At 49.6% G+C, this 21,295-nt stretch carries 19 protein-coding genes; 9 read left to right on the top strand and 10 right to left on the bottom strand.

Translation table 11 applies throughout. The features are described from left to right. Nucleotides 1-52: 52 nt before the first annotated feature. Entirely contained in the window at nucleotides 53-277 is a 225-nt protein-coding gene (locus Q4579_RS02685) for a hypothetical protein (RefSeq protein ID WP_303561418.1), read from the top strand. Between the two features lie 78 nt (nucleotides 278-355). On the opposite strand, the gene Q4579_RS02680 is transcribed toward Q4579_RS02685, so the two are convergent. Continuing rightward, complete coding sequence (locus Q4579_RS02680; protein WP_303561417.1) at nucleotides 356-1,477, bottom strand: MFS transporter; 1,122 nt, start codon at nucleotides 1,475-1,477, stop codon at nucleotides 356-358. A 98-nt stretch (nucleotides 1,478-1,575) separates the two neighbouring features. On the opposite strand from Q4579_RS02680, the gene Q4579_RS02675 reads away from it, so the two are divergent. Next, nucleotides 1,576-2,361, top strand: a complete 786-nt coding sequence (locus Q4579_RS02675; RefSeq protein WP_303561415.1) for a helix-turn-helix domain-containing protein — start codon at nucleotides 1,576-1,578, stop codon at nucleotides 2,359-2,361. Between the two features lie 87 nt (nucleotides 2,362-2,448). On the opposite strand, the gene Q4579_RS02670 is transcribed toward Q4579_RS02675, so the two are convergent. From Q4579_RS02670 to ampC, 5 genes are all read right to left on the bottom strand, one after another. Continuing rightward, nucleotides 2,449-2,937 carry an SMI1/KNR4 family protein gene (locus Q4579_RS02670; protein WP_303561413.1) on the bottom strand — a complete coding sequence of 163 codons (489 nt, stop codon included), beginning with the start codon at nucleotides 2,935-2,937 and terminating at the stop codon, nucleotides 2,449-2,451. Between the two features lies 1 nt (nucleotide 2,938). Next, complete coding sequence (locus Q4579_RS02665) at nucleotides 2,939-3,439, bottom strand: SMI1/KNR4 family protein (RefSeq protein WP_303561412.1); 501 nt, start codon at nucleotides 3,437-3,439, stop codon at nucleotides 2,939-2,941. A 70-nt stretch (nucleotides 3,440-3,509) separates the two neighbouring features. Further along, nucleotides 3,510-3,998: an SMI1/KNR4 family protein gene (locus Q4579_RS02660; protein ID WP_303561411.1), complete on the bottom strand. Its 489-nt coding sequence runs from the start codon at nucleotides 3,996-3,998 to the stop codon at nucleotides 3,510-3,512. Then, complete coding sequence (locus Q4579_RS02655; protein ID WP_303561409.1) at nucleotides 3,979-6,468, bottom strand: S-type pyocin domain-containing protein; 2,490 nt, start codon at nucleotides 6,466-6,468, stop codon at nucleotides 3,979-3,981. The genes Q4579_RS02660 and Q4579_RS02655 overlap by 20 nt, the downstream gene beginning before the upstream one ends. Before the next feature lie 246 nt (nucleotides 6,469-6,714). Further along, the gene (ampC, locus tag Q4579_RS02650) at nucleotides 6,715-7,881 is read right to left on the bottom strand and encodes a class C beta-lactamase (RefSeq protein ID WP_303561408.1); all 1,167 of its coding nucleotides are present in this window, start codon (nucleotides 7,879-7,881) and stop codon (nucleotides 6,715-6,717) included. 135 nt (nucleotides 7,882-8,016) lie between these two features. Between ampC and Q4579_RS02645 the strand changes: the two genes are divergently transcribed. Beyond that, nucleotides 8,017-8,910, top strand: a complete 894-nt coding sequence (locus Q4579_RS02645) for a LysR family transcriptional regulator (protein WP_303561406.1) — start codon at nucleotides 8,017-8,019, stop codon at nucleotides 8,908-8,910. Nucleotides 8,911-8,925: 15 nt separating this feature from the next. Here the strand turns inward: Q4579_RS02645 and Q4579_RS02640 are convergent, their stop codons facing one another. After that, a complete protein-coding gene (locus tag Q4579_RS02640; protein ID WP_303561404.1) occupies nucleotides 8,926-9,834 on the bottom strand; it encodes a LysR family transcriptional regulator in 909 nt (302 codons plus the stop codon). A 122-nt stretch (nucleotides 9,835-9,956) separates the two neighbouring features. Between Q4579_RS02640 and Q4579_RS02635 the strand changes: the two genes are divergently transcribed. After that, a complete protein-coding gene (locus Q4579_RS02635; protein WP_303561402.1) occupies nucleotides 9,957-10,730 on the top strand; it encodes an SDR family oxidoreductase in 774 nt (257 codons plus the stop codon). A gap of 57 nt (nucleotides 10,731-10,787) precedes the next feature. On the opposite strand, the gene Q4579_RS02630 is transcribed toward Q4579_RS02635, so the two are convergent. After that, nucleotides 10,788-11,753, bottom strand: coding sequence for a YafY family protein (locus Q4579_RS02630; RefSeq protein ID WP_303561401.1), 966 nt, complete (start codon nucleotides 11,751-11,753; stop codon nucleotides 10,788-10,790). Nucleotides 11,754-11,872: 119 nt separating this feature from the next. On the opposite strand from Q4579_RS02630, the gene Q4579_RS02625 reads away from it, so the two are divergent. From Q4579_RS02625 to Q4579_RS02605, 5 genes are all read left to right on the top strand, one after another. Next, nucleotides 11,873-12,532 carry a glutathione S-transferase family protein gene (locus Q4579_RS02625; protein WP_303561400.1) on the top strand — a complete coding sequence of 220 codons (660 nt, stop codon included), beginning with the start codon at nucleotides 11,873-11,875 and terminating at the stop codon, nucleotides 12,530-12,532. Nucleotides 12,533-12,774: 242 nt separating this feature from the next. Beyond that, on the top strand, nucleotides 12,775-14,412 hold the full coding sequence (locus Q4579_RS02620; RefSeq protein ID WP_303561398.1) for a phosphoethanolamine transferase: 1,638 nt from the start codon (nucleotides 12,775-12,777) through the stop codon (nucleotides 14,410-14,412). Between the two features lie 208 nt (nucleotides 14,413-14,620). Continuing rightward, on the top strand, nucleotides 14,621-15,340 hold the full coding sequence (locus Q4579_RS02615; protein WP_303561396.1) for a hypothetical protein: 720 nt from the start codon (nucleotides 14,621-14,623) through the stop codon (nucleotides 15,338-15,340). A 49-nt stretch (nucleotides 15,341-15,389) separates the two neighbouring features. Beyond that, a complete protein-coding gene (locus Q4579_RS02610) occupies nucleotides 15,390-16,061 on the top strand; it encodes a response regulator transcription factor (protein WP_303561394.1) in 672 nt (223 codons plus the stop codon). 18 nt (nucleotides 16,062-16,079) lie between these two features. After that, nucleotides 16,080-17,570: a cell wall metabolism sensor histidine kinase WalK gene (locus Q4579_RS02605; RefSeq protein WP_303561393.1), complete on the top strand. Its 1,491-nt coding sequence runs from the start codon at nucleotides 16,080-16,082 to the stop codon at nucleotides 17,568-17,570. A gap of 76 nt (nucleotides 17,571-17,646) precedes the next feature. Here the strand turns inward: Q4579_RS02605 and Q4579_RS02600 are convergent, their stop codons facing one another. After that, a complete protein-coding gene (locus tag Q4579_RS02600) occupies nucleotides 17,647-19,623 on the bottom strand; it encodes a HEAT repeat domain-containing protein (protein WP_303561391.1) in 1,977 nt (658 codons plus the stop codon). A 54-nt stretch (nucleotides 19,624-19,677) separates the two neighbouring features. After that, nucleotides 19,678-20,544, bottom strand: coding sequence for a hypothetical protein (locus Q4579_RS02595; RefSeq protein ID WP_303561390.1), 867 nt, complete (start codon nucleotides 20,542-20,544; stop codon nucleotides 19,678-19,680). Between the last annotated feature and the right edge of the window lie 751 nt (nucleotides 20,545-21,295).

Below are 21,295 nucleotides of genomic sequence, written 5' to 3'. Positions count from 1 at the left end.
ATAGCATAAATGGCGATAATTCTGATCTCGAACTGAGATGGAAGGAATACTGATGAAGTTTTGTGTGCTGGTGAAAGAAGATGTATTGGTTTTTGAAGCGCTTCATGCGGAAAATGCCTCGGACATAATCATGAGCCTGTTCCGGCAAGGTTTTGTATTGGCACCGGTGTTGATTGAGGCGAATAACTCGGAAAATGCCAGAGCCTGTTTTCTGAGCCGCTATGAATGGCAAGAGGTGACTGCGGCATTTCAGCAGAGAAAAGTGCTGGATTGTTAGCCCGCATGGTGACTGGGTTGCGATGCAGACTCCCGCGGTGTAGCGGGAGTTATCGATAGGATGATGCGGTGTCCGTAGTTAAACCTGCCGTGCGGCAGTGACGAAAAGAATGCCAAGGCTGCAGACAATCAGCACAACGCCTAAGTGCTGCAAACTGCCTGCCAGGCTCAAGCCACATCCAATCAGTAAGTAATAGAGGAGGCCGAACAAAGCCCCGGCACTCCCGGCGTATGCGCTGTAATCGCGCAGAGCCATGCCGAGTACATTTGGGATGGCAATCCCAAAAGCCATGACAATAAGGACCAAGGGAGCCAGAAACGCCACTGAATTCAGCAGGAGATAGACGCCAGTCGCGCCGGTAACGCACAGGAGGCTGGCCCCTTTCAGCAGGTGGTGTTGTGCGATGCCTTTGCTCAGCAAATATGGGTTGCAGGAACTGCCCAAGAGTGAGCCCAGACCAAGTACCAGACCACTGTATCCAAATTGCGCCGGCGTAAAGCCAAGTGCCGCAAAGTGGAATCCGCCCAACTGGTAATACGCAAACAGGGCGACATTGTACAGCGCGATCAGGCAAGCGGATTGCCAGATATGCCCGTCTTTCAGCATCTGAATGCTGAGTGAACGCAGGTTCAATGGCGACTTTTCAGACTGAGTTTCAGGCAGGTGAACATAGTTATAGAACAGTAAGCCTATGGCCATTGCGAATAAGGTAAAGAATACAGCCTGATGGCCGCCGGCCTGCATGAGCTGGCCACCTGAGAACATGCCAATGATGGGGCTGATGGCAATGCCCAGACCCATCACACTGAAAACTTTTGCCAGGGCCTCGCCATCAAAAACATCCCGTAACATGGTCTGTGTGACAATGGAGCCGACCGCAATGCCAAAGGCGCTGAAGGCGCGGGCAATCATCAGCACCATGAAATGGTCTGTCTGCGTGGCCACCCAAGCTGCGCAGGCGTATATCAGCAAACCGGCAAGCATCGCAGGTCGTCTGCCCCAGCGATCGGCCAGCACGCCCCATACGGCCACACCCACCGCAAAGGCGGAAAAGTAAATGGACAAGGTTTGTGCTGCCTGCGCATTTGAGACTGCGAACGTCTGCGAAATTGCACTTAAAGCCGGGCTATAGATCGTTTCGACAATCTGAGGAAACATCAGCATGATCACCATCAGCCCTAAGGATGGTTTCTTTTTCATTGGTGTCTTCACCCTGTATGAATTTGGCGCGCAGTGTATACTGATGTTTCTTATGCCCATAAACGACATTCAGACAGAAAATAACAAGATTCGGACAAATGGCGTTCATTGATCAGAAAACAGCCTTTGATGCAGATCATTTCTCAGCCAGTGTGATTGGCATCGCTGCAGATGTGGGTCAGCATGACTCGGGTGTTCACCAGCATCACAAGGGACAGATTCTGTATGCCCCGCAGGGATGTATGCGCTTTGTTCTGGACAAGGCCATTTGTGTGTTGCCGCCGACCAGAGCTGTCTGGATTCCGCCACGGACGCCCCACCGAGCGGTGATGACCAATGTGGTCGCTTATCGCTCTTTATATTTTGAGGGTTCGGTTTTTGATGGCCCTTCAGAAGTCACTCAAATCGAGGTGAACGATCTGCTCAGGGCATTGATTGAGAAAATGGCATTCTGGCCCTGGGACAAACCAGAATCCGAGATGGCAAAAACAACGGCGCTGTTCTGGGAAGAGTTTGATCTTGCAAAGCGCCAAGAGTATCAGCTTCCCGTCCCTGCGGATGTCCGGTTGACGCGGTTCAGAACGCAAATGACGCTGGATACTTTTTTAGCGCCACCGGCGAGCGAGCTGGCCCTATCGCTTGGAGTCAGCACAAAAACACTCTCGCGAATTTTTAAAGCCGATACCGGGATGTCGTATCAGGATTGGCGCCAGCAATGGCGGGTACTGAAAGCGATTGAATTGCTCTCTGCCGAGATGCTGGTCGCGGATGTGAGCGTCTGGCTGGAGTTCTCGTCAGACAGCGCATTCATTGCTTTTTTTAAGCAGCAAACGGGGAAAACACCGCTGAGTTTTATGACGCGGGGAGCGATGCCGGTGACGTAATTGATGACGCGGATTGTCTGTCGAATGACAGGGAAACTCAGACATTGTTGTACCTGCCTGGCTTGTCCCAGCGTATGTCATCTTCTTTCAGTCTTCCGTCAGCAGGTCTAAAAACGAAGCCATGTCGTCAGCGATGTGCTCTAACGGTTGGCTGTTCACACCATGTTCATCGCACTCATGAAACCATAATGCAACCCGCGGGTTATCTTTTGGGGTGCCTTCGTAGTCCAGCACCACAACATCCCCAAAGCTTGTTTCTGCGATGGGGAATAAATAGGGGTTCTTGAATCTATCTTCATAAAAATCATGCATCTCAAAAATATTCGTGGATTCATGGAGAATAATGGTTCCATTGAGACCCAAATCATAGAAAATTTTGATTGGATACTTGTTGTTTTTTGTTTCGAAACAGCGTTGTATTGGCATTCCACCATTGTTTCGTTTTAATAGATCAATGAGTGTCTGAGGAAACTTACAATCACCGAAGTTTTCACTCATGTATTCTTCTATATCTTCAAAATGGAGTGATGTTAACGGTTCACATGAAGTTCCAGGGAAAAAATCAATCGTGCTCATCTTAACTTCTCGTAAAATCTTCTGTTAGCAGGTTGATAAATTCTTCCATACTGTCTGCAATGTTCTCCATTGGGTAGCTGAACTCACCTTTTTCATCACATTCATGGAACCAAAGTACAACACGAGGGTTATCTTTTGGAGTGCCATTATAATCCAACACGATAATGTCACCAAAGGTAGTATCCGCAATCGGTAAAAGGAGATGGTTATTGAATCTACTCTCAAAGAAATAATATTTATCAAAAAGATTATTTGATTCATGAAGAATAATTGATTCATTGAAACTAACGTTATAAAACAATCGAATTGGATATTCATTAGTCTGAGTTTTAAAGTGCCTCTGAATAGGCTCACCTCCGTTATTTCTCTTGAATAGCTCGATAAGAGCAGGTGGAAAACGAGCGTTTTCCATAAACTCATCAAAAAACTCATCGGCTTCTTCCAGATGTTCCTCTGTGATTGGCTCAAAAGATGTATTATTTTGAAAATCAATATGACGCATCGTTTTTCGCTTCTATCCTGTACAGATTGTTGAAATAAATCGGCATCCATGCCGATTCAATGGTTAAGCATCAGTCTTCCGTCAGCAGGTCTAAAAACGAAGCCATGTCATCAGCGATGTGCTCTAACGGTTGACTGTTGACGCCATGTTCATCGCACTCATGAAACCATAAAGCAACCCGCGGGTTATCTTTTGGGGTGCCTTCGTAGTCCAGCACCACAACATCCCCAAAGCTTGTTTCTGCGATGGGTAATAGATACGGGTTATTGAATCTATCTTCATAGAGCTGATGCATATCAAAAATATTGTTTGATTCATGAAGGATACAAGGTTCATTACGGCTCATATTGAAGAAAATCCGTAATGGATAAGCGTCTGACTCTGTTTCAAAATACCTGTGTATGGGTACACCACCATTATTTTCTTTGAGCATTTCAATGAGTGCTTGAGGCAGCGAAACACCGCCAACGAACTCGTCCAAATATTCTTGAATATCTTCAAGCCTGCTATCTGTAAAGGGTTCAGCTGATGAACCGGGATCAAACTTTATTTTTATCATGTTTCACCTTTTGTTTGCACCATTTAACGAATCCTCCAATATGATAATACAGTTTATGTATACCAAAGGGAAGTAATTGCATTTTACCTGGAGTTTGATGATGATGCCAAGTCCAGTATTTGTTTAGTCTGCCATTAGGTTTAAAGTATTTTTTGATGTCTTTCCCTTGAGATAAAAATAATTCAATTGTCTTTTTGTCTAGATATTTTTCTTGTCTTTTTACCTTCAGTTTCCAAAACTCTCTAGGTAAATTAATGTCCAGTTCTGAATATGAATCAAAATTCACCTCTCCAATTGATTTATTTTGAGGTAGTTTTGGTAGTAGTTCAACTCTAATAGCAAATTTTCTTATGACTTTTCTTTCAGTCTCATTAATTTGTCCTTGTGATATTTTTTCAATTTTATCCCATTTATATTTAGCCGGATCATTCGACTCCACAGCAGCCACAAAGGCCTCAACCTTGCGCCGTTGATCATCATTCAAATCTGCCAGGCTCTGACCATGCTGATAATTGTGATACTTACTGATTCGCTTCAGCATCACCAGAATGGGGGGCAGCGGGGAGGAATCCGGTGTCCAGAGAATAAAGATTTCTGGCGTATGGATTGGCGTGGTGTAGCGCCCGGATGAGACTGGTTCCGCCTCTGGTGTCGTCCAGATTCCATCATCAATCGGATCGGGCATGGGCGAAGTAAAGCGGTCGCCTAAATCAATGGTCTGAATCGGGTTGGCCATCCGGCCTGATTCTCTGTCTTCCTCTGGGGCCAGGCTCTCATGCCAGGTAGGAGGCAGATTAAAGGAAACCGTGCCACTCAGGCGAACAAGCGGAATGAAGATTAACTCAAGATTTTCATGTCCGGCCGCAACCTGAATACGATTGGTGGTCCCATCGGATGCGATGACGTTCCGGGTCCCATCCCAAAGGATTTCATCCGGAAGCAATTGCAATACACCCTCTTCTCTGGCAAGTGCATGATCTTTCCATTTCAGGGTGAAGCCACTGATGTCGGCAAAATAGCCTTGCCTTTCTTCTTGCAGAATTTCAGTGGGGACTTTGTGTTCACTGGTTTTGGGAAGGCTTCCGGTGACATCTGTAAAGTAAGCGGTTTGGATCGCCTCTCCATCACACTCAATTTCAATGTGTTGCTCGTAGTGCGTATTGAGGTTGTAGGTAAAATCTGGCCGGATCCCTTCAGATTCATAGATTTCCTGCTCAGCGCTTTTATGCAGTTTCCCCTGAAAAAGCAGTTGGTTGTGCCAAAGCTTTGAGTATTGGTCCTCCATGTCTTGAGGTGCGATTTGGAGTGAGCCTTTCGGGGTGAAACTTGCGGCGATAACGAACGATCCAATCCAGGCTAGCCCCTCAGCAATGTAGGGTAGCGCGGCGAGCGACGCTGTCTGAGGTGATGATTCTAAAGAGACGGAGGCTGGCTGATTAACTGCCAGTGAGACGGCCTCATGGTTGCCGACTGCATATAAAGGAATACTGAGCTGTTGCTCGTCGGCTGTTCGATCCCGTGGCATCAGCAGATACAGCGGCTCAATCGCACTTTTTTCGGGGAAGGCGACCACCACTTCCAGCAGCTCTTGATCGCTGAAGAGCTCGCTGGCGATCTCTTCAGAGTCAAGCGGCCGGACTTCAATGTCTTCAACCCTGACTCTGGACACGGGCTTGACCGGGTGCTTGAGTGGGCTCAGATGTCGATCGTCAGCGCACCATGCTAATTCAAGGCCGCCGGGGAGTGAGACTTTGTAATCTGAAATACCAATTTTCTCAGCATGCAGAACCGGCAAGGGCGCCGTGTATCGTTCGTTATGCTCGCCGGTATGGAAGCCGGTGATCATTTCTTCATCGGCAACTGTCTTGACAACACGTAAACGCAGATGCGACTGAATACTGGATAGCTGGGCTAACTCGGTTTGTGAGGCAAGTTTGTCGCCAGTACTCCGCGTTGGCGAGAATACAATCATCCATTCCGGCGTGACGGATTGCCCATTTCTTGTCAGGCGCCAATGACCGCGGTTTTCCAGACTCGCTTTTAAATGATCACTACACCCGGCAAGCATGGACTGATTCTGAGTGTTGATGGTTGAGAAGCCTTGTTTTCGGTTCTGTGATTCCCCGGACTTAAAAACAGCGATGCCACCAAATTTTGTTAAAGGTTCGTGGCTGATGCCATCCGCCTGTTGATTCATTGAGGCACTGAACACTTTAGGTTCGCGTCCACGGAAGGTTGTCCGTGCAGGCAGCCGCGCAGGATTTCTTTTCTGTTGCTGCTTTGGCTGTTTTTGCAAAGGTGGTTTTGTTTTTGTGATGGGAGGTGTGATTGCATTGAGTTGGACTTCTCCCTCATAGGCCATTGAGCCTTTTGGGAAAAAACTATGTTGGGTGGCTTCAGCAACCCTCGTATCTTCAATGGCACGTTGCTCTGCAGTGAGTGAAGTCAACACGGTGTCTTCATGAGCCATGGAGGTCGGCGGAAAGATTGATTTGTTGTTTACCATTCAGTCAAAAACTACGTGATCTAGGTGAGCGTATTGATAATCAAAGTGATGTTTTTACTAGTGAAATTGACACCTGTTCAACGTGATGTGGCGGAAGGAAGACCCGTGTTGTCTTTCTGCTATTTGAGGGTGCGGCAGCGCATTGCAATGATCCCTGTGCCTGTCGGTTGGGCGGTCGGCACAAGGATGGGATGTCGCGCTGGGAAAGAATTACTGCGTGGCAGCTTTTAAGATCGCATAGGCCGCTTTGATGCGTTCGGCGTTGGGGTAATTTTTGTTGGCCAGAATCACGATGCCGGTTTGTTCAGCAGGGATATACGCGACATAGGCACCGAATCCGCCGGTTGAGCCGGTTTTATTCACCCAGATCTGTGCCGGAAGTGGCTTTGGATCAGCAATGGCCTGAATCGGCATCGGGTTGAGAATCATCTCGGTTGCATTGCCTGCCAGCAAGGTGTCCAGCGACACCGGATACGCATACATTTCCCAGCCCAGTCCCTGGGTCAGCGGACCGGCCTGAGAATACCCGATTCTGGTATTGGCCAGCGTTTGCGACATTGCGGGGCTCACCTGTGCCGTCCCGACGTTAGCTTCGATATACCGCACCATATCGGCAGCCGTCGATTTTATGCCATAGGCTTCGGCGTCCAGTACGCCGGGAGTCACCCGAACCGCCTCGCCAGCGGCGTTGTACCCGAAGGCGTAGTCAGCCTCCTTGGAAGCGGGGACTTTCACAAAGGTCTGGGTCATGCCAAGCGCCGGCAGGATGCGGCTTTCCATCAGCGTAGCGTAGGACGCTCCCAGACTCAGTGCCGCAATATGACCAAAGAGGCCAATGCTCGGATTTGAATATTGCCTGCGGGTTCCGGCCGGAAATGCGGGCTGCCAGTGGCGGTAGTAGTCCAGCATGGTCGAGTGATTCGTCACCGTGTCTGGAAACTGCAAGGGTAATCCGCCAGCGGTATAGGTTGCCAGCTGGATTAAGGCAGTGTCGCCGATGGCGCTGCCTTTCAGTTCGGGCAGGTATGCCGATGCCTGATCGTCAAACGACAGCTTGCCCTGACGCTGGGCATCACTGGCCAGCGTTGCGGCAAAGGTTTTACTGACTGAACCCAGTTCAAAAATCGTGTGTTCTGTGACGGGGAGATCATGCTGGACATCGGCCAGACCATAGCTGTAGTAATGTGCTTTGCCACGGATGGTGATGCCGAAAGCCATGCCCGGAATCTGATAAGCATCCATCAGTCTTGCTGCCTCCAGCTCAACGACTTGCTTGACCGGGTCGGTCGTGGTTTGGCTGTGGACCGGTGCCGCGGCAGAGAGCAGACACAGGGCAGATAAGATCAATGTTCTTGGATTGCAGAGGATAGGTTTCATGGTGACTTCTGACTCGGTTAAACGTGAATGATTTTGTTCGGAACCCCGGGGTGATAGACGGATATTAAAGTGAGTTCATTTGAGGCACAATGTGCGAAATCTAAGAAGAGCCATCAGAAAATCTAGGGTCTGGAAATGAATGTTACCCACTTACCGTTGAATGCGATGCGTGCTTTCCTGGTGTCGGCAAAGCATCTGAATTTTACTAAGGCGGCGGTCGAACTGTGTGTCACCCAGGCTGCGGTGAGTCAGCAGGTCAAAATGCTCGAAGCGCAGTTGGGCGTATCTTTATTTATCCGTCAGTCCAGAGGGATAAATTTAACGGAAGAAGGGATCATGCTGCTGCCTGTGGTGAAAGGGGCGTTTGAAAACCTGTCTGAGGCAATGGACATGTTAATGCAGGGAATCCGCAGAGAAGTCGTCTCTGTGGGCGTTGTCGGCACATTTGCCGTGAACTGGCTGCTGCCTCGTCTGGCGGATTTTCAGGCGCGCTATCCCCTGATTGACCTGCGTATCTCAACCCATAACAACAAAGCCGATCCGGTGGCCGAAGGTTTGGATTATCTGATTCGTTTCGGGAAAGGGAGCTGGCATGCCACCGAAGCCACAGCACTTTTTCCTGCCCCGTTGACCGCGCTGTGTCCGCCGGACATCGGACGGACGATAACGGCGCCGAAAGATGTGCTGAATCATACCTTATTGCGTTCTTATCAGCCGGATGAATGGCAGCTATGGCTGCAGGAAGCCAAAGTTGTGGTGCCGAAAGCGAAACTGAGTGCCATCGTTTTTGATTCCTCCATCGCGATGGTCGAAGCCGCGATGCAGGGCTATGGGGTCGCGCTGGCACCGCCTGCGATGTTTCAGAGGCAGCTTGCAGAAGAAAAACTGGTGCAGCCATTCGACATCTATCTGCACAAAGGCGGTTACTGGCTGACCAGGCTGCACGGCCAGCACGAAACGCCCGGTCAGTTGCAGTGGAAAGCATGGTTACTGGCGCAGGCTGGGGCGGGGGATCCGGCGAGCGCCTGAAGCGCGCCAGACGGTCTAGGCCTGGTTGAAACAGGTCGTTGCCAGAAGCTGGCTTATCCAGGCGCGAAAGACATCCACACGTAAAGATAAATTTTTCCGGCTTGGATATAAAAACGAAAGCGGGAGGGGGCCGGGTTTGCTGTCGGGTAAAATTTCCCGCAGCGTGTTGTTTTCCAGTAAATGCTGCACATCATATTTTGGAATTTCAATGATGCCCATCCCTGCCAGTGCACTGGCGATATAGGCTTCCGCGTTATCGACCGTGATCCGGCTTTGCATGGGAACCGAGAGACATTCCCCATCGGTTTGGTAGGCCAGATTGGCCGGTTGTGCCGGCATTTGGATCGCATAATGAATCAGGTGATGATGGCTCAGATCATCAATAGACTCCGGGATACCAAACGCTTCCAAATATCCGGGGCTGGCGCAGTGGATGACCTCCAAATCCCCAAGCTTTTGGCAGATCAGCTCTGAGTCTGATAATTCACCCACCCGAATGACACAATCCACACCGTCTGCAACCAGATCCACCATTCTGTCTTTCATGCTGAGTTCAATGTTGAGCTGCGGATACAGAGACAAAAATTCAGGCAGCGCTGGGATCACGATGCGACGTGCAATCCGGCTGGGCATATCAATGCGCAGTCGCCCCTGGATCTGGTGGGGTTCAGACTGGAACATCCGCTCTGTTGCGTTGAACTGCTGAATCAGGGTGTTGGCGGTTTCCAGATAACGCATGCCGTCCTGAGTTGCGGTCAGTTGGCGGGTGGTTCGGTGCAGTAGCTGAACACCCAGCCGATTTTCCAGTGTTTGTATCACCGTTGAGATGGTCGAGCGGGGCATGTTTAATGCATCTGCGGCCTTGGTAAAGCTGCCACTTTCCATGACCTGTATAAAGACTTCCATTTGCTGGATTCTGTCCATTGAACCTCTGTGATTGTTCGGATATCCCGACAGGTCCTGTCAGGTTTTCGGATTTATCTAGTGTAGATCACTCACTATAGTCATCCAATGTTGTGATTCACATGGAAATAGGGAGAGAGCTCATGTCTAGAAATAGTATTGAAGGTAAAGTGGTCTTGATTGCGGGTGGCGCAAAAAATCTGGGTGGATTGCTGGCACGTGAGTTTGCTCAGAAAGGTGCGAAAGCGGTTGCCATTCACTATCACAGTGATGCAACGCGTGCTGCCGCCGAGGAAACGCTGGCTGCGGTGAAGGCAGCCGGGGCAGAAGCGGTTGCGTTTCAGGCCGATTTGACCCGTGCGTCGGCGATGGAGAAGCTCTTCAATGACGCCACGGCGGCTGTGGGCCGCCCTGATATTGCGATTAACACTGTGGGCATGGTTGTGAAGCAGCCGATGGCGGAAGTGACAGAAGCTGTGTTTGATCAATCCTGTGCCGTGAACGTAAAAACGGCTTTCTTTTTTCTGAAGGAAGCCGGAAAGCATGTGAACGACAACGGTAAAATCTGCACCATTGTGACGTCGCTGCTGGGCGCTTACACGCCGTTTTATGCCGCTTATGAAGGGTTGAAAGCCCCGGTTGAACACTTTACTCGTGCGGCATCGAAAGAATTCGGGGCGCGGGGGATTTCGGTGACAGCCATTGGTCCTGGCCCGATGGATACTCCTTTCTTCTATCCGGCGGAAGAAAAAGAAGCGGTGGCCTATCATCAAACCGCTGCGGCACTATCACCGTTCTCGAAAACGGGTCTGACTGATATTGAAGATATCGCCCCATGGGTTGTCTTTATGGTCTCGGATGGCTGGTGGATGACAGGCCAGACGATTCTGGTCAACGGGGGATATACCACGAAGTAAGTCCAATCCGGGAGCGGGGAACCCCGCTCCTCTTGAAGACCCTGAGGTCAGACGTTATCAGGTGGCAATGTAATACTGGGACATCGCCTCAATCACAGTTTTCATGGCCTGCCGCAGCGCTTCTGGCTGGAGCACCTGAACGTCCGGGCCGAATCTGAGCATTTCCACCACGGCCTGTTCAGTCCGGCCAGAAGGTAAGACAACGGTTGTCCAGCCCGTTTCATCGGTTTGCCCAATTTGTGTGTGTTGCCGGACATAAGGCGGGCTCAGGCTGTGCAGCATCCGCAGTCCTTTCGCAGTCAGTTTAATCTCGGCGGTATTGGAATAGAGCGCCGCTTCCATCTGGCGATTGCTCTGCTGCCAGTATGCGGATAAGTCGAAGGAGGTGTCGGATTCAAAAGACTGATTCAGTATTTTCAGATCCTGAATGCGGGCGACCCGATAGGTTTTGACCTGCGTGTTTGACTGAGCCACCAGATACCAGGTGCCTGCTTTTAAAACCATGCCCAGTGGATCGACAACCCGTTCGCTGCTGCCGCGCCAGCTTTGATAATCGAACGAGACGGAATTTTTCTGCCAGATAGCGCTGAACAGCTGTGGCAGCGAGCCTACGGTTTCTTTCTCAGTAAACCAGCCCGGGGTATCGAGTAAAAAACAGGACTGAAACCTGTTTGCATGATTGCGGAGGTTGGCCGGAATCGCTGCCAGTAATTTGAGTCTGGCTTCAGACATTGCCGGTGCCAGCCCTAACTCTTGCATCGGCCCGGACAAACCTAGCATGAACAGCGTTTCAATTTCCTGTTTCGAGAATCCATTGAGCTGGGTGCGATAGCCTTCAAGCAGCCGGTAACCGGCACGGGCTCCCTGTTCGCTGTACACAGGGATGCCCAGCGCACTCAAACTGTCGATGTCGCGATAAATACTCCGTACCGATACCTGGCAATCGCGGGCGAGTTCTGCCGCGCTGACTTGCTCGCGGGACTGGAGTGTCATCAAAATGGTCAGAAGCCGGCTGGCACGCATGAAAATCGCCCTGTGTGATGTAGAAGTACAATCAGGATAAATTAAAAATAAAACCTGACAAAATCTGACAGGTTTCTCTTCTAAAGTTGTCTTCATTGCCATCACAAGAGGAAATACCAATGTCTGATTCCATGCCACATCACAAACATGAACTTGTACTGTTTCATGCGCCGCAATCTCGTTCGGCGAGTGTCTTGATTCTGCTTAAAGAGCTGGGTGTGCCATTTCATCTTCATGTGCTGAATATGCTGGCCGGAGAGAACCGGCAGGCAAACTATTTGTCTGTGAATCCACTTGGGAAAGTGCCGGCGGTGATGTATCGCGGCGCGTTAATCACGGAGCAGTCTGCAATTTATATCTATCTGGCGGATACATTTTCAATCGGAAATCTCGCACCGGCACTGGACGATCCGCTGCGTGGCCCTTACCTGCGCTGGATGTTGTATTACGCGGCCTGTTATGAACCGGCAGTGTGCGACAAAGCCATGGGATGGGTACCGCAGGATCGCATTGTCAGCCCTTACAGCGATTATGAAACGGTGCAACAGGCACTGATCGAACAATTGCGTCAGGGCCCTTATTTTCTGGGGGAGCGTTTTACCGCACTGGATTTACTGTGGGGAAATGCACTTGAATTCTGTACGTCTTTCGGGTTGGTTGAACCGGATCCGGTGATGATGGGTTATGTCCAACGTGTGGCAAACCGCCAGAGCTTTACCGATGTAAAAGCGGAAGATTTAAAGCTGGTGGCACTGCATGAAGCCGAAAATCAGACCTGAGTGAGTTCGATGGAAATAAAGCATTAAGGTAAATTTCTGATCAAGCCGGTAAGGTGAAGATGCTTTACCGGCTGTTAGGATAAGCCGTATTCGTGTCCAGCTTCAGTTGTCATCCGGATGTGTCTTCATGGTTTGTGTTGAATCGGCTAAGCAGGTCTCAGCAAACAATCAGCCTTTCTTCAGTTATTCTTCAGTTTTCTCTTCCAAGATGTTGAGTATGAACCGCCATCAAGATAGTTATCATGCTCAAAATCAGCCATTTTTCTGTGCCTCGTATACCTGTGACCCTGACAGGATTAGTGATCATCCTGTCTGTTTATTTTGGGACGGTCATGAATTATCCGGTGCTGAAGAAAATCTTCATGCTCAGTGCGGATGTCTCAAACAGCGGGTTTCCCTGGACGGCACCTGTGCTGTTGATTTGTGCATTTTTGATTCTTTTTTCTGCTATTGCCTGGCCTTATCTGTTGAAGCCGGTGATGTGTCTGCTGCTATTGTCCTCAGCCGCCGCATTGTATGCAGAAGTGAATTTCAATGTACTGTTTGACACCACCATGATGGAAAGTGTCTTCGAAACCAATGCCTCGGAAATCTCTTTCTATATGAATCCGGCATCCCTTCTTTACTTCGTCGGTTTTGGCGGGGTGCCTTGTTTGCTTTTGTGCATGGTGAAGATTGTTCCCCACCGATCCTGGATGGTCGCCATTTGCGCCAGAATGGCGGTGTTGATTGTTGCAATTGCCGGTATCGGGTTGATTGCAGCAACCCATTATAAAGATTATGCGTCTGTCGGACGGAACAACCATTACCTGAATAAGATGATTATTCCGGCGCAGGTGTATAGCGGGTATCGGTATTTAGAGAAAAAGTATTTGAGCCGACCGCTTGCTTATCAATTTCAGGGTGAAGATGCCCGGGTTCTGCCTGCCCGCAATGGCAAACCTACATTGATGGTGGTTGTTCTGGGGGAAACCGCCCGAGCGATGAACTTTGCCTATAACGGTTATCCGAGGAATACCAATCCCTATACAGAAAATCTGGGGCTGATTTCTTTCCGGGATGTATCTTCCTGCGGCACTTATACTGCGCTGTCCGTGCCGTGTATGTTCTCCAGTTTAACCCGGACGCAATACAATGAACCCAGAGCCAAGACACAGGATAACGTGTTGGATGTGATGCAGCATGCCGGTGTCGATGTCCTCTGGGTTGATAATGATGGGGGAGACAAAGGGGTTGCGAAACATCTGCCTTATCGCACAGTGAATCCTGATCTGAAAAATCAGGCATGTAACGGTACAACCTGTTTTGATGAAGCGATGTTGCATGACGCTCAAACGTTTATTGATGGAGAGGTCCGGAACAAAATTTTGGTGCTCCATACCATTGGCAGCCACGGACCGACATACTGGCAGCGCTACCCGGAGGAACAGGCGCCGTTTCAGCCAGCCTGTAACCGCAGCGACCTTGAAAACTGTACCGATCAGCAAATCAGGAATGTTTACGATAATACCCTGGTGTATACCGATTCTATTCTCGCGAAAGTGATTCAACAGCTCATCCATGTGGACGACACATACAATGTCATGCTGACTTACATTTCCGACCACGGAGAGTCGCTGGGGGAGGGAGGCTTCTATTTGCACGGGGCGCCGTACGCGATTGCGCCACGAGAGCAAACCCAAGTGCCCTGGTTATTATGGTTACCCGACAATGATGCGAGACAGAAAGGATTGGATGCGCACTGTCTGAGGCAAAAAGCACAGCAAGCCAGTTTGACGCATGATGCTTTTTTTCACAGTCTGCTTGGTCTGTACGGGGTGCAAACGGATATCAAAGATCCGGCACTCGATGTGACACAATCCTGCAAGATTTCTGCTTAGTGTCTGAACATGATGTGACTGTAATGATTGTCAACCAGGCAGGATTTCATCCGGGTGTTCAGAAGGGTGCGGCTTTTTTGAGGGGAGACACATGGGGGGTAAGAAAACGATGCGGGGCTCAGAATGCATCAAAATACGGTTGGGTTTACTCTATCCAGTGTTGGTATTTATCGGGATTGATTTTTTTATTTTAAACTTGTCGCGCTGCATGTTAGTCATCTGGCAGAGCGCGCGAGTATTTGCTGCCAGCGATTATGAAAAAATATTTCGGGGCGGATTACGGATTGATCTGTCGACGCTGGGATATTTATTCTTGCCCGTACTCTTGCTGGTCTGTCTGACGACTTTGTTTTCTCAGCAGCAACGGATGCGAATCCCGCTCAAGATCTATCTGATATCAGGCAGCTTACTCTTACTTTTTTTTGAAGGTATTACCCCGACTTTTATGCTTGAGTACAGCCTGCGTCCAAACTTGCAATTGATTGATTATCTGGCTTCCCCCAAAGAAGTTTTTTCGGTGCTGATGGGGAGCTATTGGTCAGCAGTGACATTGACGCTGATGGGGTTGATGATTGTGGGACACGGTCTGGGGCAGGTGTTTCAGAAGATCTGGTATCCGGTCTGCACATCGTTCAGGTGGTCACAGTTGTTCGTGCAACTGATGTTTCTATGCATACTCGTACTCTGTGCTCGGGGAACTCTGGCGCACAAACCTGTGAGTCCGGCTTTGGTGGCTTTTTCCAGTGATCACTTGCTCAATGATCTGAGCCTGAATTCGGCTTATGCTGTTGGTTATGCGTGGGGGCATCTGCGCAATGAAAGGGGACATGCGGATGATAATGGCGGGATGGCACCAGACTCAGTGCTCCGAACCATGCATCATGCGAAGCAGCGTCCGGGAACATCTGGCCCGGACCCCTCCCTTTGAACAAAAACTGGCGTATGCTATTTCTCAGCGTTCTTCTTCTGGCGATGATATGAATTTATTGATTATTGAAGATTCCGAACCCTTACGACGCAGTCTGGTTGTGGGTCTGAATCATCTCGGGTTTACCACAGACGATACCGGCGATGGTTCTCTGGGACTGAGTATGGCCCTGAACAACGCTTACGATCTGATTATTCTGGATCTGATGCTGCCCAGCGTGAGCGGGATGGAGATTCTCCACGCATTACGCAAGCAAAAAAATCCTGCCCGGGTGCTGATTCTTTCGGCAAAGAACGAGACGGTCGATCGGGTGGACGGGCTGATGAAGGGTGCCGATGACTATCTGACGAAACCCTTTTCTTTTGATGAACTGCATGCGCGGGTGCTGGCTGTGATGCGCCGTGGTAACGTTGAGCAAGCAGACCCGTGTTTGCGTTTGGGAGAGTTCTGTCTCAACCGGGTCGAAAAAACGTTTTCTTATCAGGCACATTCGATTGATCTGACGCCGAATGAATTCAAGATTCTGCAGTGTCTGTTCAGTTCACCCAACCGGGTGGTAAATGTGGAGCAAATCAGCGAGGCCGTTGTGGGTCATTTTGATCATTTGTCGAAAAATACGATCGAGGCTCATATTTCATCGATCCGCAGGAAAGTTCGTGTTTTGTCAGGGAACCTGCCGGTCAAAAATAAGCGTGGATTTGGCTATGTGGCCCAGCTGTAGTTGATGATGGGAGACAACATGACTTGGTTTACATCCCTTCGGGCCAGGCTGAAAAGCCGTTCAACGGTGTCCATTCAGAAGAATCTGGTGAATTCCGTTTCGCTGGTTGTCGGCACTATTTTGTTCATCGTATTTCTGACGGTTGATCTCTGGCTGGATGGTTGGGTGGAGTCACAATTTGAACAGTCGATGATCAACAAGGCCAATTATCTCAAGTCGCAGGTCGCCATTGTTGACGGTCAGGTTGTTTTCGATCTGGATTATGATTTTTTACCGCAATACCAAAATCAGGATGATCCGCATTTTTTTCAGTTCTGGAGAGATGGGCATAGCATTCAACGCTCTGCCACCCTGTCGGCGTACCCTGAGCAGGAGCTGATGAAAGAAGAGATTCCGCTGGGGACCGATAAAGTGGTCTCGGTGACGATGCCCAATGGGAACCTTGGGCGTGCGTTAATGTCTTTTTTTTCACCGAGAAGTGACACGAATACGCTCATTCCGCTCTCGCTGACCATTTATGAGTCAGCACAAGGGTTAAACCGTTTGTTGTGGATTGTCGATGGGTTGCTGATTGGTTGCTTCCTGCTGGCCATTGTTGTGATGCGCTTCATTACCGTCCACCTGATCCAGCGAGGATTGCAGCCGCTTGAGCAATTAAATGAAGATTTGAAACACTTCCGCCAGCAGGAACAGGGCTATCAGCAAGCAGCGCAACTGGCCGACCCGGTGAAAGCGGTTGAAGAAATTGAGCCGATTCGGCGCGAAATTAATGCATTCATTCAAAGCAACCGGGCGTTGATCCAGAATGAAAAACGGCTTTCCGGTGATATTGCCCATGAGCTGAAAACACCACTGGCAGAAATGATCGCTTTAAGTGAAGTGTATCTCCGCTTTCCGCAAGATGAGCGCATCAGTAAAACCTATTCGCAGGATATGCTGAATATCTCGAAACGGATGAAGAAAATCGTTGAAAACTTACTGTTACTGCAACGGACCTCGTCAGCAGCATTAAATGTCAGTATAGAGCCCTTGGCGATGTGCCATCTCTTTGCTCAGGTGAAACAGGATCTGGCCTTTAAATACCCGGATATCGAGCAGCGGCTGCAAGTGCAGTGTGAGGAGACTGAGCCTTGTCTGGCCGATCGGTTCAGTTTAGAAACCATCCTGACGAACCTGATTGATAATGCAATGTATTACAGCCCGGACGGAAGTGAGGTTGAAATGCAGTGGGAGAGGACAGCGCAGGGATATCAGCTGGCAGTGACAAATCATCTGAATCATGGGATGACACCGACAGAGCTGCAGCACCTGACCCGGCCACTGTTTCAGTTAGATGCGTCGCGGACCAGCAATGAACGGTTTGGGCTGGGATTATCAATTATAGAGAACTTATGCCACCAGAATGGCTATGCCTTGCAGTTTACCCAGTCGCAACCGATGGCGCTGACGGTGAGTATCCGGATTCCAAAACGCATGCCTGAAGGGCTGCCATTGGTGTCGGAAGTCTGAGTGATGCCAGACAATCAAGCGGAATCAGGGTTCTCCTGATTGTCTGGCACAGGTCTTTGCAGAGATTCAATCCCAGTCAATGTGATTGCTGAGCAATCTCCGGCGTGGCGTATTTATCCACGATCCCTTGCAGTCTTTCTTTAATCTGCTGATTCTGCTCGACGTCAATCTGCTGCTGGATCTGAGTCAGTGTGCTGTTATCCAGCGAGCGGTAGCTGAGTGAGTTCGCGGCGACTTCACGTGTTGCGCTGTTCCCACCATCCTTCAGTGTATCCATCAGGTAGCTGGTTGCATCATTCCCCGGCACAAAGCGCAGAGCGTGCGTGGCTTGCTGGCGGATCGTCTCGTTGGGCTGCTCCGTGTATTGCTGCAGATCCGAAAAGCTCAGGTACTGGCCCATGTTCCCCAGGACGGTCAGCTGATGCATTGTGGCGGACGTATCCTCGGAAGCTTTGAGCTTTTGCAGCTGTGAAGCGACATACTGATCTGCGGTCGCCGTATCTTCAACACCCATGCGTTGTACCATGGCACTTTTCGCCAGATCGACGTTCGCCGACAGATTGTCAGACAGCGGACTGCGATCGACCATATTGGAGAAGCGCTCGAAGGTGAGGGTATTTCCCTGAGGCGAGAGAGCTAAGGCTGCCATGATCGAGGCCGCAGCCTGATTTTCATTCATCCGGGCATTCAGCGTTGTCAGCATCGCATCCTGTGCCGGACGGCTGGAGACGGTGCTCAGCGCACTCAGATACAGACTGAATCCCGGTTCCTGCGGACTGAACTGCCTGAGATCGTCGGTCACTAAATCCAGCTGGTCCGGATAGGTACGGGCAAAATCCTGCAACAGTGTACTGAGCTGATTTTCTGCCTTCACGCGTTCCAGGCCATCCAGAGCCAGCATTTCATCGTATAAGGCTTGGATTTCCTGATAAGCGGCTTCCGCAGAAACCCGGTTCGCCTGTGCGTCAGCCTCGGTCTCTGCATTCGCATCGTCCGAATTCATGACACTGCCGTCGCGTGCCGTACGATTGCCCGTGGCCGACTGAAATACCTCTGCAGCTGATAATTGAATGCTGCGTTGCGCCTGTACCTGCTGAATCAGCGCCAGATCTTCGGCACTCACCTGAGGGGACCATTCGCTCAGCGTCAGTGTGAGCTGGTTCCGGCTGCTGGCCAGCGGCACATTGTTCATCTGATGGCGGACTTCTTCATCCACAGACAGGGAATTGAGGAAGCGGTGGGCCTGATTCCAACTGGCCTCATGGCTGAAGGTATAGCTTGCGGTCAGTTGTTTCTCCAGCCCCCGGGCCTGATCATACAGGGCCTTTTCCAGTTCACGCTGTTTGAATAACTGGTAAACGTCGGTGCCTGTGTCTTCTTTTTTCAGGCTGTAAAATGCGGTGAACTCGCCGTTGTAATCCTGTTCGGAACGTTGCCATTGCTCAGGGGTGCTGATGGACTCTGGCACAATGTTTTGCATCAGGAAAGCGACAGTTTCCATTGATTTCAGCGTTGAGTGGGGCTCTGACAGATAAACTTCCAGAATTTCGCCTTCTGGCGTTGTCAGCATCTCTATCCCTGTTTGCATTTGCGATTTCACCGCAGCGACAATTTCCGGATTCGGTTGCTGACCAATGGTGGCCGAAACTTCAGGCGCGGTCATCCGAAGAAGGTGGTAAATGCCGGTGTCCTGAATTTGCCGGTACTGAACCAGCTGACCTGCCACTGAAAAGTGGATGGTCTGTTCGATTTGTGTGCCAGGAGCAGAAAAAGCAATGTCACCCTGATAGAGCATTGCGTAGCTGAGTTTGCTGTAATCTTGTCCCGGTCGTTTTTTTTGCGATAACGGTAGGACAGGGGGCACCTGAAGTCCGACTGGCATCGGATCCTGTGGAGATGACGTGGCCTGGATTTCTGTCGTCAGCGCAGCGGCCGTCTGAGGCGTGCCGGAGACATCGTCGGTTGACATCCATGAATAAAAGGCAGCACCGGCGACAGCACAGACGATCAGCGACAGGATTAGGAACTTGTTCTTCATAGCATTTTGACTCATGACAAATGGAGCTCCCCGCACCAGAGGTGCGGGGAGTGAAGGGGAACCCTGAGATTATTTCACTGGCAGGAAGGTACTGCCTTCAGCAAGTGTTTTCTCGAAGGTGTAGCCAGGCCATTCGTAAATCGTCAGCTTGTGCTTGTCGTTGACGGAACCGTAGATATTACCACCGGCCAGATTTGCGGTGTTCTTGATGCCGTAACCAAATCCGAATCCGTTTTGTGCCGCTTCCCAGCGCGCGTAAGTGGAGAATGCCAGATCATCAGAGATCACATCCACTTCGCCACCCAGAGAGATTTTATTCAACAGGATACGGGCAGAAGCTTCAGCAAATCCTTTGACGTCCGCATTCGGGACTGCTTTTGCTGTCAGCTCCAGGTTGTCATAACCGGCTTCCAGCGCGACGTTCAGCTTGGTTCTTACCCCAACACCCACGTCGAGGATCACTGGACCCAGCGGAATTCCGGCATACAGACCTAAATCAGGAATCGGCAGAATCGGCAGATCTTTTTTCAGAGGTGCGCCGTCTTCAGTCGACAGGGTGTATTCCTGAGAAATGATGTCCGTGCCCATGACATTCACATGGCCATCCACGCCAAACTGTGCTTCGTTGGTCGCTGTTGCACCAGCTTTGACAGAAGCCACCTCAATGTCGTTATTCAGAAGATGACCGTCAATGCCCGCAACCCCTTCAACCCGCAGGCAGCTGTTGCGACCCTGAACATTCAGGAAACCTTTCAGCGTTGAAGCCGCAAGTTTTTGAGAGGAATCGTCCACGTCTTTGGTGTAAGAACCACCGAACTTGGCATCAACCAGTGGATCACCCGATGCAATGCAATCACCATATAGTGTCGCATTGGCGAAAGATGACATCCCTAAAAGTGGTAATGCAGCGAGTGCAAAAAGTTTGTTCTTTTTCATAGAGATTTCCTTATAAAAAAGGAGGAACAGGTTTGCTCAGGTTCCCTCTTCATATCCAACAATGTCGGATACAGGTGAATATATCGGCTGATAACTAATTTATTATCAACTAATATACTCCTCTTCTTTGACGCCAATGAATGACGCATGAATACCAATAGTTTCGCAAGCTAATAACGAATAAGTATTCGAATCATCCTACGCTCTAGTGATAAAGAAGTAGTGATTTATGTTTTATTATGATGATGAAGCTAGCAAAACAAGTGTTTAAAGTCTACGTATATTTTTATCACTTTCGTTTGTTTTCTTTGAGAATTAACTTTTCCATTTGCAACGCCCTATTGGCGGGGGTTCTTCAGCGTTGATTTATTTACAATCAGATAAAATTCAGCATATTCTGAATTTTAAATAAACCGTTTGATTTCATCATGAACGGTATTTTATTAATTGCTATATTTGAATGTTCTGATTGAGGGGTGAGGTTTTATTTTCGTCAGAGGTGAATTGCCATTTATTTGACAGAAGTGCCCGTAATTGTGTCTCTGTTTTTATTCTCTCTGGTATTGTCTGTCATCATGCCACGTCCGATTGTCTTCATTCCCTGCGTGATTCTTTGTGTGCTGATGCGGCGATTGAATAAACGCCATCATATTTTCCTGAGGTCTGTCGATGTTGCATTCATGAAAGAAGATGACTGAAATCATGTTCCCTCTGAATCGAAGCCGGGTACAGGTCCCGGCTGGATCAAAAA

Origin of the sequence: Photobacterium sp. 1_MG-2023, from assembly GCF_030547945.1 — a bacterium.
Taxonomy (GTDB): Bacteria; Pseudomonadota; Gammaproteobacteria; order Enterobacterales; family Vibrionaceae; genus Photobacterium.
Note: the sequence above shows the minus strand (reverse complement) of the source record. Positions and strands in the feature narration are given on the sequence as shown.

Excerpts from the sequence above, each read along its gene's own strand:
- Q4579_RS02685 (WP_303561418.1), top strand. The coding sequence starts at position 53 with ATGAAGTTTTGTGTGCTGGTGAAAGAAGATGTATTGGTTTTTGAAGCG.
- Q4579_RS02680 (WP_303561417.1), bottom strand. The coding sequence starts at position 1,477 with ATGAAAAAGAAACCATCCTTAGGGCTGATGGTGATCATGCTGATGTTT.
- Q4579_RS02675 (WP_303561415.1), top strand. The coding sequence starts at position 1,576 with ATGGCGTTCATTGATCAGAAAACAGCCTTTGATGCAGATCATTTCTCA.
- Q4579_RS02670 (WP_303561413.1), bottom strand. The coding sequence starts at position 2,937 with ATGAGCACGATTGATTTTTTCCCTGGAACTTCATGTGAACCGTTAACA.
- Q4579_RS02665 (WP_303561412.1), bottom strand. The coding sequence starts at position 3,439 with ATGCGTCATATTGATTTTCAAAATAATACATCTTTTGAGCCAATCACA.
- Q4579_RS02660 (WP_303561411.1), bottom strand. The coding sequence starts at position 3,998 with ATGATAAAAATAAAGTTTGATCCCGGTTCATCAGCTGAACCCTTTACA.
- Q4579_RS02655 (WP_303561409.1), bottom strand. The coding sequence starts at position 6,468 with ATGGCTCATGAAGACACCGTGTTGACTTCACTCACTGCAGAGCAACGT.
- ampC (WP_303561408.1), bottom strand. The coding sequence starts at position 7,881 with ATGAAACCTATCCTCTGCAATCCAAGAACATTGATCTTATCTGCCCTG.
- Q4579_RS02645 (WP_303561406.1), top strand. The coding sequence starts at position 8,017 with ATGAATGTTACCCACTTACCGTTGAATGCGATGCGTGCTTTCCTGGTG.
- Q4579_RS02640 (WP_303561404.1), bottom strand. The coding sequence starts at position 9,834 with ATGGACAGAATCCAGCAAATGGAAGTCTTTATACAGGTCATGGAAAGT.
- Q4579_RS02635 (WP_303561402.1), top strand. The coding sequence starts at position 9,957 with ATGTCTAGAAATAGTATTGAAGGTAAAGTGGTCTTGATTGCGGGTGGC.
- Q4579_RS02630 (WP_303561401.1), bottom strand. The coding sequence starts at position 11,753 with ATGCGTGCCAGCCGGCTTCTGACCATTTTGATGACACTCCAGTCCCGC.
- Q4579_RS02625 (WP_303561400.1), top strand. The coding sequence starts at position 11,873 with ATGTCTGATTCCATGCCACATCACAAACATGAACTTGTACTGTTTCAT.
- Q4579_RS02620 (WP_303561398.1), top strand. The coding sequence starts at position 12,775 with ATGCTCAAAATCAGCCATTTTTCTGTGCCTCGTATACCTGTGACCCTG.
- Q4579_RS02615 (WP_303561396.1), top strand. The coding sequence starts at position 14,621 with ATGTTAGTCATCTGGCAGAGCGCGCGAGTATTTGCTGCCAGCGATTAT.
- Q4579_RS02610 (WP_303561394.1), top strand. The coding sequence starts at position 15,390 with ATGAATTTATTGATTATTGAAGATTCCGAACCCTTACGACGCAGTCTG.
- Q4579_RS02605 (WP_303561393.1), top strand. The coding sequence starts at position 16,080 with ATGACTTGGTTTACATCCCTTCGGGCCAGGCTGAAAAGCCGTTCAACG.
- Q4579_RS02600 (WP_303561391.1), bottom strand. The coding sequence starts at position 19,623 with ATGAGTCAAAATGCTATGAAGAACAAGTTCCTAATCCTGTCGCTGATC.
- Q4579_RS02595 (WP_303561390.1), bottom strand. The coding sequence starts at position 20,544 with ATGAAAAAGAACAAACTTTTTGCACTCGCTGCATTACCACTTTTAGGG.